Consider the following 12946-nt stretch of genomic DNA (forward strand, 5'->3'; position numbering starts at 1 on the left):
TAAACGGATGATTCGTGCCCTTCTGGCCCGCCTTCAGCAGAAACACCGAACCGTCGGTTTCCCGAAAACCGAACCGACATTGCCTCCGGATTTTCTCGGACGCCCGGAGCTCTTTCCCCAGCGATGTTCCGCAGACTGCCGGCGCTGTATTGAGGTCTGCCCCACCAGTGCCGTTCAGAAAAAGGACACTGTGGCACTGGACATGGGCCGATGCCTCTTCTGCGGACGATGTGCGGAGAAATGTCCTTCCGGAGTAATTCGATTCTCGCGGGATTATCGGCTGGCAGCCTCGACAAAAGCTGACCTGCTTTTAAAAGGAGAAGAATACAAACGAGCTGAAACATTGGGAAAAGAGCTGAAACGGCTCTTCGGCCGCTCCCTGAAACTCCGGCAGGTTTCCGCAGGCGGCTGCAACGCCTGCGAGGCAGATACAAATGTGCTGACGACCGTCGTTTTCGACTTGAGCCGCTTCGGCATTCAGTTTGTGGCCTCGCCGCGGCACGCAGACGGCCTGCTGATTACAGGTCCGGTGCCGGAAAATATGAAGCTGGCTCTCGAGAAAACCTATCAGGCCGTGCCGGCTCCGAAACTTGTGATTGCCGTCGGCTCCTGCGCAATTTCCGGCGGCCCCTTTGCCGGACATCCCGAAGTGCACAACGGCGCTGACGGGATTGTCCCCGTGGATTTGTATATCCCCGGCTGCCCGCCTCATCCGATTACAATTCTGGACGGTCTGCTTCGGCTGTTGGGCCGAATTGACTAATCCGCACGGCTGGTAAACGAAGCACTGCCGGATGTCAGGCCCGATGCGGAAGCCGTCACGGTAATCAGCCCCGGCGTTTCGAGAACCCGAATCAGGCCGGTTGCAATCCCCGCCTCGGATTTGACCGCAGCCGGTGAAACCAGCTCCGCCGGCCCGGAGACGGACAGCGTAACCATGGTACTCGACGCTGTCGGAACCAGTGTTCCATTGGCATCCAAAATGGAAACATAGACAAACACCAGCTCCGAACCATTCGCCGGCACATCCGTCGTATCAAAGGCCGGCGACAAAGACCGGGCTGCACCGGGGGTTCGGACCTGATGCTGGGCGACCACCTGTCCATCGATGAGCCCCTCGGCCCGCAGGACGCCCGAACTCCACGTCAGCCCGCTGAAGGTAAACGGCGGATGCGGCAGATTCGTCCCTGTATCCGGAGACCGCTCGTCTATCAGAACATCATTCAGAAACAGCCGCACTCGCTGACAATTGCTGTACACCGTGACCGTCGTCGGCGAAGAAGACCGCCAGTGATTGGCGATAAAGACCATCGGCCCGCCGTCAACCCCCTCGATTTGCACATCGGGATCCCGCTGGCTCCTCCAGAAATAGTACGAAAACTTCGGCAGCCGATAGATATCCAGCACGCCGGACGGATACGGCCCGTAATCGATACCCGCCCACAGCCCGTCGCCGCACAGGTAAGTCATTCCGAGATTCTGGCTGTAGCCGTCCATATGATTGACGACCTGCGCCAGCATCGCCGTTTCGCCGTAGGCATATTTATCCCCCACAGACCCTCTCCGCACATCGCTGGCACAGCCGTCGCCGCCGTATTCCCAGTGGCCGTATTCGCTGATAATCAGGGGCTTGGAACTGCTGTAGGTCCGCGCCCCGGCCGTGGGAGTGGCAATAAAAATATCGTAAATCCAGTCATACAGCCAGCCGCTGATATACGCCCCCGGGTACTCCGCCCGTCCGATATTCACAGCGGTCGAAGCATAGGTCGAGTTGAAATCCGTCTCGTTGAGCGACAGCTCCCAGGCAATCACCGAAGGCCGATTGCGGTCCCGCCGAATCACCTCCCGCATCATCTGATAGGAATGATTGCGGAATGTCGTGCCCCCAATGTACTGAAAGCCCGGAATCGCATTCATCACCAAAATCCCCAGTTCATCGCAGGCGTCCATAAACGCCGGGTCCTGCGGATAATGCGCCGTGCGGATATAGTCAAACCCCGCTTCCTTAATCTTGAGGGCATCGCGCCGGTGCCCGACATTGCCCATCGCATACCCGACAAACGGATAATCCTGCAGCCGGTTGGCCCCCGGAACTTAAACGGCTGGCCGTTAATTCGAAAGCCGTCGGCCTTGCTGAACGAAATGCTGCGGACGCCGATTCGCGTCTTCTGCCAGTCCGCCGGACGCTCCCCGTCAAACACTTCCGTATAGAGCGTGTAGAGATACGGACGGTGCGGATGCCACAAATTCGGCTGCTGGACGGTCATTGTCTGTGTAAACGTGAAGGCCGCTCCGGCGGCTATGGTCTGGGAAGAGGCGGCTTGGGCAACAATTCGCTGCTGTTTGTCCGCAAGATACGTTCGAACCGTACAGCTCCGTGCGGCTCCGTAGTCATTTTTCACCTGGGTTTTGACCTGCACCTGGGCCGAGGAGCTGCTGACGGACGGATACGTCACAAAAATTCCGCCGCCGGCCGGCGTATTGGCATAGACGGCATCCGTCACATAAAGCTTGTCCATATAATGCAGCCACACATCCCGATACAGCCCGCCCCAGTTAAACCAGTCGGCATTGCCGATCGGCACATCCGGATTGTCCGTATTGTCCACCTTAACGGCGATGACATTCTCTCCGCCGTAAATCAGACAGCCGCTGAGGTCATACAGAAACGGCAGATACCCGCCGTAATGGGTGGTCAGTTTTGTGCCGTTAATCCAGACATCCGTAACGGTATTGGCCCCTTCAAATTCAAGGAAGACCTTGCCGTCCGCCGCCGCAGGGTCTATCGAAAACCGCTTACGATACCAGCTGACCCCCTCATAGCTGTAGTTCGGCCAGGCCGGACGCAGCGGGTCCGGACCTGTCTGGCCGCTGATGGGCGGATTGTGCGGCAGACGCACGGAGACCCAGCTGCTGTCATCATAGGAAGGAGCAGAGGCCGCATCGCCCGAAATGCTCCCTTTATAAAATTTCCAGCCGAGATTGAAGGACACTTTCTGCCGTCGGGTTGAAATGGGAACGTAATAAACATCCGCCGGCTCCTGGAGCCACTGAAAAGCAAACACCGCCAAATCCCCCATCCCGACCTGCCCATCGCGGTCCAAATCGAACCGGGCGTCAAACTCCGCCTGACCGCTTGCCGTCTGCCAGGCACAGGCCATCTGTCCGAGGTCGGCGATACTGATTCTCCCATCGCCGTCAAAATCCGCCGTCAGCGGCCCGGCATAAACCTCCGCCAGCAGCCAGGCGGCCAGCAGCATCGTCCACCCTGTCTGTCTTCTCATCGGCAACCCCCAAGTGAAAAAAAAATTCGAAATCCGAAATACGAAACTCAAAACAACAAAAAATTATTGTTCCTGTCGGACAGAACGGACAAGAAAAATCCGTTCGATTTCCAGGGCGTGCGGCTCGTTGGCGGCCTCCGGAAACAGCCGGGCCCCAAAGGAGACCTGCACGGCCTCCAGCCGGCTCCAGTCAACCGGCCCGCCGCCGCTTCGGTCCGGCTGGTCCCAATAATCCAGCCCCACCGTCGGATAAGGCCGCGGCAGCCAGCTGGCCGTCATCGGCTCCAAACGGCTCAGCGGGATTTCGTGCTCCTTCCATTCATCGGTCAGCGGGATCCGAACTCCGCGCACCCAGCCGTCCCGCCCAATGAAAAGCAGCTCCATTTGCCTCGTCTTGGGCAGTCCCGCCCGAACCCGGACCCGAACCGCATTCAGCCGCTTCAAATCCTCCCGGCGCGGCTCTATCCGCTCATCCAACAGCAGACGAAACGAGACATCCTGCGGCGCCGGACGAAACGTCGGCACATCGACCCGCAGCGCTGTATTGTCCGCCGTCGTCCCGGAGGTCAGTCGGTGCCGGAAAGAAACCCGGTGTTCCGAATTGGGGAAAATCAGTCGGCCGCTGTCCGCCGACGCCTCAAACAGCACAAACTCCGACTCCGCCGCCGCAACCGGCACCTGCCAAAGCGGGGGCGAAGGCCGTACGGCAATCTCCTCCAGCTCAAAGCCGTGAGAGGCCCCTTCAGACCCCGGAAACAGCCACGCACCGAACGTCAGCCGTGCCGTTTTCAGATTTGCAATGCAGACATCTTTCAGCAGAATCTCTGTGCGGCCTTTTCGTCCGTCCAGCCGCAGCAGATGCTTGTTCTGCATCCCGTAGCGGTCAATCAGCAAAAGCTCCAGCCGGTCGGTCTGCTCGCTCAGCGGCCGTCCCTTGAAAATCAAAACGGCATCTTCGTAGGTTTCCTTCTCAAAAACGTCGGGACCTTCAGACGGGGGCGGACTGTTCAGGGCCAGTTCAATGCTGACGGCCCCATTGGCTTCAAATCCGGCCGTCTGCACGCGCAGCCGCCGCCGTCCGCCTTCTTCCGGCAGCGAAACGGACGCATGACGGGCGGACCACTGCCTCAGCTCCGGCGTCTGGGAAACCGCCGCTGCATCAAACAGCACCTGCGGGGCCGCTTCGGCCTTCATTGAAGAAGTCGGCGGTCCGACAATCCGCGCCGGAAACGTAAGCATTTGCCCTTCCTGAATCACACTCACCGCATATTCGATAAGTTGACCCGCTTTGCCCTCTATCGACGCCTCATAGTCGAACCGCGAAAGCGGTTTCATCGGAATCTTTTCAAACTCCGCCCCCGCCTGTCTCCGCACCCAGCAGACCACCTCCTGCGGCGGCTGCTCCCACACGCCTTTGACCCGAACCGCAAACGGTCTGCCTTCTGCAATCTGCCGAGGCGGAAGATGGTGAATCACAACCGGATTTTTCTGCCGGGCGGGTACAATGTACTCACGGCTGAAATCGGCTGCCGCTGAAACGGAGGGTTCTCTCTGGAGACGATACACTCCCGGCTGGATTTCCAGAGTTCCCTGAGCAGCCCTGCCGGCAAGAGAATTGCCTTCATCGGCCCCCTCATACGTAAACGAGGTCCCTAAATCCGGCACGGCAATCTTCATCCGCCTTGTCCCACAAGCTAAATATGCCGCCTGACGGCCCCTGCTGGGCCGGCCGAACGGGTCGCGGATCCACACGACATCCGGGTAGACCTCCAGCCGCCAGAGCCCTTCAGTCTGTCTTTCCAGAAAATATGCCCCGGTTCCTTCATACTCGACCACAGGCGAGCAGCCGCAGCCGATGACCCGTTCCAGCCGCTCCGGTTTGGGCGGAGTCGTCTGGGTCGTATTGGAATAGAAAAACTCCCGCTCTGTAACCAGCTCGCTCAAATCCTCCTCGAAACTGACCCGCACCGGCCCGAAACGGTTTGATTCCGATGCGGTAAAGCTCCTCGGCAGACGGCGGAAGCACTCGGCCGCAATCAGCAGACTGACGGCCTTATTCGGCGTATAAACCAGATTAAGATAATGAGTCTGATATTCGAGATTTCTCGAGGCCAGCGGCAGCGGGTCATAGGTGAACATCGCCGCAAACTGAGCCCCGCCGCTGCGAAATGTGCGGGCTATCGCCGGATACAGATACGAGCCCGCCACATCCGCCGTATCAAATTCGTAAACGACTTTGGGCTTGTTCTTTAAGGCCGGGTCAAACAAAAGCCGATACGACTCCACCCGCAGCAGGAAATTGCTCGTGAGGGTAAAGCCGCTGACCAGACCCGTCGGATACCAGCCGAACGTGGCCCCATCGGCTCGGGAATCCCGCACGGCCGGTGCAATCGTCATATCCTGACTGACGTTGAAAACAATCGGCTTGTTCCAGCCGGCGTCCCGAATCGCCTGAATCAAGACATTGATATACTCCACGGGCTTTTGGCCCGGGTGATGATGCGGCTCATTGACCGGTTCAATCATCACAATCGCCGGCTCATCTTTGTAAGCACGGCCCGTATAGCGATTGACATGCTGAACAATCTGCGAAAGATACCGCTGCTGAACGGCAATCGCCTCCGGATTAATGCCCAGTTCGCGCTTGGGGAAAAAACGCGGGAATCCCTGACAGGTGTTCATTTCCTCCGGCTCTGGCCAGACCGGACTGTACAGCGTAATCGGCGTCAGCAGAATGGATATCCCTCTTTTCTCGGCCTGGGCAATCACATAATCCAGCAAATCCAGATGCTCATTGTCAATGAGATTGCCCTGCCGGTCGCTGTTTTCCCAGTCTCCCCAGAAACTGAGCCGAAGCCCGTCCAGCCCCAGCCGAGCCAGATGGGCCATATCCGCCTCCACCGTCTTTTTGCGGTCCGCCCCGACATAGCCGGCGGCCCGGAAACTGTAGCCGGACGGCAGACAGTAATTCACCCCAAACAGGGCGGCCTCCTGCTGGGTGTCCTGCCGGCGAAGCACGCCTTCCGCATCTATAAAAAGACCCCTCTGGGCTTCGGACCGCCCCGCTCCTCCGGCATCCAGGGCACAAACCGCCGCCGTCCAAAGCAGCACAGCGACTGATTGAAATCCTTTCTTCATCCGCATCGATTGTATCATCTCCATCCGAGCTGTTCATCTGAAAAAAAGTCCCTGTCCGCCTCTGGGACAGGGACACTGTTTTTTAAAAGAAATCCGCCTTCATCCCTGAAAAGCCGCCATCAATAATCCGGGTAGCGTTTCATCCATTCCGGCCACTGACGGCTTTGATTATTATTCCACCGCGTGTTCCATTTCAGCCGCCATAACTCTTTCAGACCGACTTTTCGACTCTGTCCATCGACAAACAGCCAGTTGGGACCGCCGTTGTGCCGGTCCAGACAATACGTGCTCAGACCGCCGCTGTTGTAGGCGTTCTTGCCGGCTTCGACTCCCCGCGACGGCGGCGGCGAATCCGTATCGATGGCATTGGCCCCCTCCCACATTCCGCCGCCCATCAGCGGCACGGCGGACGGCACGCGGATTCGGCTGATTTTCCGCCAGTAATAGTCCCGCCAGGCCGGAGCAATGTTATATGTACCCGGCACACCCACATCCAGCGGGTTGTGTGCCCAGCCGTTCACGGAATAACTGCCGTACTGGCCGTGTTCTCCCCAATAAGGCACAGAAATGCCGCCATACCCATACCGGCCCCAGGCCGTCAATTCTCCCGGAACCTGACCGGGCACCGTATCCAGAAACCGCGTGGCCCGCGGACAGAGCCGCAGGTCGTCCGTATTCTGATAATACGACAGCAAATCCGTCATCCACATTTTCCCGCCGTTCCAGCCGATCGGAAGACTCGAGTCATTATCCTGTGCATAGAGGGTATAGAGGATCCCCCACTGCTTCAGATTGGAAAGACACACAACTCCCTGGGACTGCTCTCGGGCCTTGCGAAGACTGGGCACCAGCACCGACAGCAGAACCGAAATAATTGCAATCACCACGAGCAGTTCAATCAGGGTAAACGCACGCACTCTTTGCTGCATACGGTCTTTCATGGTTTTGCCTTTCCTTTCTATCCGAGTATTCCGTTATAGGGGGAAGAACCGCTCAAGCAGATCTTCCCCCTTTTCCGGTTTCAATCAGGATAAACAGCAGCCTGCAGCCACAGTCGAGCCAGTTCCGCTGCATCTTCTAAATCAATGCGGCTGTCGCCGTTAACATCTGCCGGTTCAATGAGCGGCTGAAGCATCGGACTGGAGGCCGCACCGCCCTCCTGAGCCAGCTGGAGCACCTCTTCCGGCGAAAGGGCGTAATCATAGACGCGGAAGTCATCAATCCAGCCGTCCACAAATCCGCCGGCGCCGCCCGACCACCGCCAGGCCCCGATGGAAAAGAAGCCGTTTGTGTCATCCACGGCCGGTGAATACGTGCTGAATGCGGGCATTTCAACGACTAATCGGCCGTTCTGGTAAATCCGCATCAGGCCTGCCGAAGCACTCTTCACAAAGGCATAATGCACCCATTCGTCCTGCGGATGAGACGGATTGCTGTACAGGTCTGTTGACGAATAATATCGGCTGCCGGTCCAGACGAGCGTATCGCCGCCCGCTTCATACTCAAACTTGCCTGTGACATTCATCCAGTTGCCCAGAACAGCTCCATCCTGTCCGATTTGGAACAGTTCGCCATCTGCATCGCTTTGCCCGGGGTCTTTGACCCAGAGCGAAATTGTGGATTCGGCGCCCAGCGCCGGCGGGGCAGCATTTGGGTCGCCGATATTGGCCGCCGCCGCAGGCACCTGCACATAGGCACTGTTGTTCAGATACAGACAATTTGAACCGCCGATACCGCTGCCGACTCCGCCCCAGACTGCGTTGGGATCCGCACCCGGTACAATCGTTCCGTGATAGCCGAAACCCGACAAATCGCTGACAGTTGTGCCGGTCCCCTCGTCAAAGGCATACCAGAGCACCGGTCCCCGCGAAGGCGTCTGAGCGGTCACCGAGGCGGCTTCCTTCAGCCAGTTCCTGGCGATTTCGACAAAGTCGTAAATATCTGCTACGCAATCCTGATTAATATCCGCCGGCGTATAGCCCCGCAGACACATCGGAGTGCTCAGCCTCAGGTTGTTTACCAGAACCGAACCGGCTCCGCCGGGAGTCGGAGACGCTTTCGTCCCGACACCGATGATAATCCGACTCACGGCCGTCAGGTCCACCCCCTGCGCCGCAAATTCCTGCAAAGCGATGGGCCAAAAATGGAACCACTCATAGCCCGCCTGCTGATTGAGTTCTCGGACATCGCGATACTGAACGGTGCCGCGTTGGACTCCGCCGTTGGATTCAAGCGTTACATAAATTGAATCGACCATGTTATCATGGCCCTTGACATCCAGCGTCAGCAGCCCGTTGCCGCCGCGGGTCCAGTCCGTTGAGCATCCGAATAAATCCGCATCCGCCGCCACTTCTGTCAGATACGAACTGCCGGTATGGTCATAGGCAATCTCCATCGCCCCATTGTTCAAAACCGCTCCGCTGCCCCAAACCGCCTGGAGAGCGGCCGTTGAAGCATAGTCAAACAAATCCAAATCCGTAAACGGACTGATGGTAAACCGCCAGACACCCGCCGCCTTGACTACCCCGCTCGATGTGGTTTCATCCACACGCCAGTAATACGTCTGCCCTTTGACCACCTGTCCGAGCGAAAGGACAAAATTCGGTTCGCCCAGCGGAACCGTCCCCAGAAACTCCGGAGAGGAGGTTGTGGCATTCGCCACCGCCTCCTCGCTGGTTCCCAGATACACATAATGAACGCCGGTCGCCTCCTGAGCCGCTTTCCACCGCAGCGTAGGTCCATAACCGCATCGGGTCGGGTCCTCCCACGGAATCGTACTGTTGTTGGCTGGAGAAAGCCACTCTGCCTGCGTTGTTCCGGAGTAGCTGAGCGAAATATTATCCCAATACACCCCTTTGAGCCAATCGGAGCCGCGCAGGACCAACGTGGCCTGTCCGGCACCCGGCGGAACGGTAAAATCATGATTATACGCTGTCCACACCGTCGGAACCGGATACTGATTATTCGCGAAAAGGATGAATTCATCATACGCCAGATACGTTCCATTCGGCTCGCGATAGGTAATCTCAACCGTGGCATCCCCCCAGTTGTTCGAACTGTACCAGCGTGTAACGACTACACAGCTGAAATGGAGGACCGAAAACGAATTCGGCTCAAAAATTACCGTCTGTCCCAGCTCCACCCCCGGCCATTCCCCCTGGCTGGGATACATCACCGCACAGGGACTTCCGTCATACGTAAAGGATGTTTCCATGGCAAACCAGGCCTGATTAGGATTGCCGATATACACATACCAGCCGTCCGGCACACCGCCGGTCCAGCTGTTCAGATTCCCGTTGACCAGCAGTTCCACCGCTCCGGCCTGAGCCGCCAGCATCACCGCCAGAACAGCCAGCCCCATCTGTATTCTTCGCCTCATAACACGCACCTCCCAAAACCTATTTCTCTTTATCCTGCCGGAAAACAGGATTCTGTTTTCACAGATTTTCTCTTTTAGACCCGTGTCTGGGCCATAGAAGTCTTTTTTTTCAATACCGGCTGCGGTCGTTTCACCGCACCGCAGCCGGTTCTTCTCATCGTTCGATTACCGACGCCGCACCAGCGCCAGGCCGCCCAGTCCGAGCATTACCAGACTGGCCGGTTCAGGCACCACGCTCACATTGTCCACATACAGCGTGCCCCAGCCGCCCATCGCGAACTTCACCTCTGCATAGGCCGCCCCTGCCGGTGTGGTGAAGGTCTGGACAAACGAAGTCCACTGACCCGAATTCGGCGGCGTCAGCAACGGTATCCACTGATACCCGACATAGCTCCAGCTCGAATCCCAGTATTTCAGATTGATGCCTGCATTGGCCCAATCCGTAGCATTGTACACCAGACTGAGCACATAATTCGCTCCGGCCGCCACCGCAAACGACTGCCCCATTTCCTGCCAGGAGCCGTCCGTTGCCGACCACATCTTCGCATTCGGCGTGGAATCATACGTATAGGCGGTCTCAATCGAAATGGACTGATTGACCGTATCCGGCACCCACGTCCACCAGCCGCTCAAATCACCTGTGTTGAAATCCCCGTTGGTCAGCAGATTCGCCCAAACAGAGCCGCTGAGCATCAGTCCTGCCGCCAGCAAACAGATCATTCGTTTCTGCATCGTTCACACCTCCTCAATTCAATTAGGTTTTCTTTCCATCCATTCTCACACACACCACACTTCACACTTTTTATCGGGAGAAATCGGCCTTGAAGCCGTTTTCTTCTTTTTCGTTCAGTCTTCCATCACCAGTTCCAGAACCGGTTCGACAAAGACCACCCAATCTGCGCCGAGGCTGTCGCCACTGTCCATCACTGTCAGAGTCAGAAACCGATGCGTTGGTTCGATCGGAATCTCAATCTGCTCCGGTTCGGAAAATCTCGAGACAGACCGTTTTTCAAAGACAAGCCGACCGTCCAGAAGAACAAACACATCCGCCAGCGTATTGCCGACCGCCAAGCGAGGACTTTCCACCGGCGACAAACCGCAAACGGCCCGAAACGCTCGGACCTGACAGCCCGGAATTGCCCGCCGAACCGCTTCCAGATCAACTGTAATTCCGGCATTGCCGTACATGCAAAGCGCCGTCCGGCTTCTCGCTGCGGGGCTTTCCTCCCATACAAGCCGGAAATATTCCTCCGGTCTGTTCTGTTCAGCCCGTCCGCAATACACCCCTGCGAATCCCGCCCCGCTGCAGAACAGGACCTCTTGAAAACGAAGACCTGTTGAAGTAATCATTCCGCCGCCGGAGGACGTTCGGCCCGGAACAAACACCCCGTCAATGAACGGATGCTCCGGGGTTCTTGCAAACACCGCCGGCCGACTGTTTTCAAGTCGGGCATCCTGAAGCATCGACGCCCGCCCCGTCTGGGCACTTAGACCCCACCCCGACCGACCGCCGCCAAAGCCCGTCCCGCCGCCGACCGCATCCGCCACATCCAGCCGCTGACCCTGCCAGACGACACCGGCCCGCGAGGAAATCTGACGGGCAAACAAATCTTGCTGAAGACGAATGTCCTGAATCGCCCCCTCAGGCCCTGCCTGTTTGGCCTGTCCCTCCTGGACAAGAACACTCTGACGCGGTCCCCCCTTGGTTCCGCCGACAATCACCGACGCCCGGCCCTTGAGCATATGCACCTGGGCGCTGCCAACCCCGCTGACCTTCACGCCGAACTCCGTGCCCAAATCAATCACTTTCATCGCCGGGGTCGATACCGAAAAACCGGTTGCCGAAACCGGACAGCGTACATAAACCTGCCCATACGAAAGCCCCAGTTCTTCCAGTCCCTTAATCTGAAACCGGGCGGGCCCTTCAATTACGGCCTCCACTCCGTCTTCATACGTAAGCCGAACATATCCTTCTTTCAGCACAAACGGCCTGCTGCCGGCATACAAAAGCCCCTCCGGTTCCTGTCCGCCTTCTCCTTCACTATCCCAGACGGCCCCGAGCGCATCAGCGATCCGCGCCGCCGGCTCTTCCGCGGCTGCCGGATGCAGTTCCAGCCAGACCAGCAGGAGCACCATCGCCGCCAGAGCAGCTGCCGCAGCGGCCAGCGAAAACCGGCTCGTCCGCTTTCGCACCTGCACAGGGGACCTCGTTTCGACGGGAATCGTCTTTTCCTCCGGCTCTATCAACACCGCCGGAGCAGTTTTTTCATATTCTCCCAACGCCGCCAGAAACTGCGTATCTTCTCCCGATTCGCTCTGCATCGCCTCTGCATACAGCAATTGTGCCCGCCACATCAGTGCCGCAGAGTTCATCACCTCTTCCAGATACTGCTGAGCCGCCGACGGGTCCGACTGAAGCCGCTTTTCCAGCTCCGAAAACCGCTCCGGGGTAATCTCCCCTTCCAATGCCTCCACAATCAAAAGCCCCAATTCAAATTCATCGCGGGTAAAGGCCTTCATCTTTCCCCTCCTTCCGCCTGCAGATGGGCATTGACGCAGTGTCTCAGAAAAAGATGAATCCGGTTGAACCCTCGGTACAGACTGTACACAGACCGCCCCAACTGCTGAGCAATGTCCTTGATGGCCATCCCCTGTTCATACCGCCGGTAAACCAGTGCCCGGTCCGACGGCTCCAGCCGCTTGAGGCACTCTTCCAGCCACTGAACCCGCTGGTCAATCCGGGAAATCTGCCGGCAGGTCTGGTCAAAAAGCATCTCCATCGTCTCGCTGGAAAACTGCACACGGCTCCGCCGCTGGGTCTTGCGGATATTGTTCAATTCATAGCGGGCAATCTGGAGGGCCCAGGCCAGAAAACTGGTTCCCGGCTCAAACTCCCCGAATCGCCGGCACATAATCATCACTACCTGCTGGAAAAGGTCCTCTGCATCCGCATAGTTGGGCACCATCGCCAAAATAAACCCGTAAATCCGCTTCTGATAAACCAAAAGAAGACGGACAAACTCTTCATTCTGCGACGAGCCGTTCTGATGTGCATAATCCATATAAAAGGCTTCCTGTACTCTTTCCGAATAGGATAACGTACAGTCGGAGCTTTTTTTGCGGTTTATTTTTGGAATGGCACTAA

At 57.6% G+C, this 12946-nt stretch carries 8 protein-coding genes and 1 pseudogene; 1 reads left to right on the forward strand and 8 read right to left on the reverse strand.

The genetic code is table 11. From position 1 onward, the window contains the following. Positions 1–7: 7 nt before the first annotated feature. Positions 8–763 (forward strand): NADH-quinone oxidoreductase subunit NuoB, encoded by a 756-nt coding sequence (nuoB, locus tag PKY88_01060; protein HOQ03790.1) that lies wholly within the window; start codon positions 8–10, stop codon positions 761–763. Here nuoB and PKY88_01065 read toward each other — a convergent pair. The 8 genes and pseudogenes from PKY88_01065 to PKY88_01100 all read right to left on the reverse strand — a co-directional run bounded on the left by PKY88_01065 (position 760) and on the right by PKY88_01100 (position 12863). Next, a complete protein-coding gene (locus PKY88_01065) occupies positions 760–2046 on the reverse strand; it encodes a glycoside hydrolase family 2 TIM barrel-domain containing protein (GenBank protein HOQ03791.1) in 1287 nt (428 codons plus the stop codon). The two genes, nuoB and PKY88_01065, sit on opposite strands and share 4 nt — an antisense overlap. A gap of 113 nt (positions 2047–2159) precedes the next feature. Continuing rightward, positions 2160–3080 (reverse strand): annotated as a pseudogene (locus tag PKY88_01070) (beta galactosidase jelly roll domain-containing protein). 267 nt (positions 3081–3347) lie between these two features. Further along, a complete protein-coding gene (locus PKY88_01075) occupies positions 3348–6446 on the reverse strand; it encodes a cellulase family glycosylhydrolase (GenBank protein ID HOQ03792.1) in 3099 nt (1032 codons plus the stop codon). Positions 6447–6541: 95 nt separating this feature from the next. Beyond that, on the reverse strand, positions 6542–7363 hold the full coding sequence (locus tag PKY88_01080) for a type II secretion system protein (protein ID HOQ03793.1): 822 nt from the start codon (positions 7361–7363) through the stop codon (positions 6542–6544). Between the two features lie 80 nt (positions 7364–7443). Further along, on the reverse strand, positions 7444–9801 hold the full coding sequence (locus PKY88_01085) for a LamG domain-containing protein (protein HOQ03794.1): 2358 nt from the start codon (positions 9799–9801) through the stop codon (positions 7444–7446). 165 nt (positions 9802–9966) lie between these two features. Further along, positions 9967–10533 (reverse strand): carbohydrate binding domain-containing protein, encoded by a 567-nt coding sequence (locus PKY88_01090; protein HOQ03795.1) that lies wholly within the window; start codon positions 10531–10533, stop codon positions 9967–9969. Between the two features lie 114 nt (positions 10534–10647). Further along, on the reverse strand, positions 10648–12321 hold the full coding sequence (locus PKY88_01095; GenBank protein ID HOQ03796.1) for a hypothetical protein: 1674 nt from the start codon (positions 12319–12321) through the stop codon (positions 10648–10650). Further along, on the reverse strand, positions 12318–12863 hold the full coding sequence (locus PKY88_01100) for a sigma-70 family RNA polymerase sigma factor (GenBank protein ID HOQ03797.1): 546 nt from the start codon (positions 12861–12863) through the stop codon (positions 12318–12320). The genes PKY88_01095 and PKY88_01100 overlap by 4 nt, the downstream gene beginning before the upstream one ends. Positions 12864–12946 lie beyond the last annotated feature (83 nt).

It is taken from the genome of Anaerohalosphaeraceae bacterium (assembly GCA_035378985.1).
In the GTDB taxonomy this organism is placed as follows: Bacteria; Planctomycetota; Phycisphaerae; order Sedimentisphaerales; family Anaerohalosphaeraceae; genus JAHDQI01.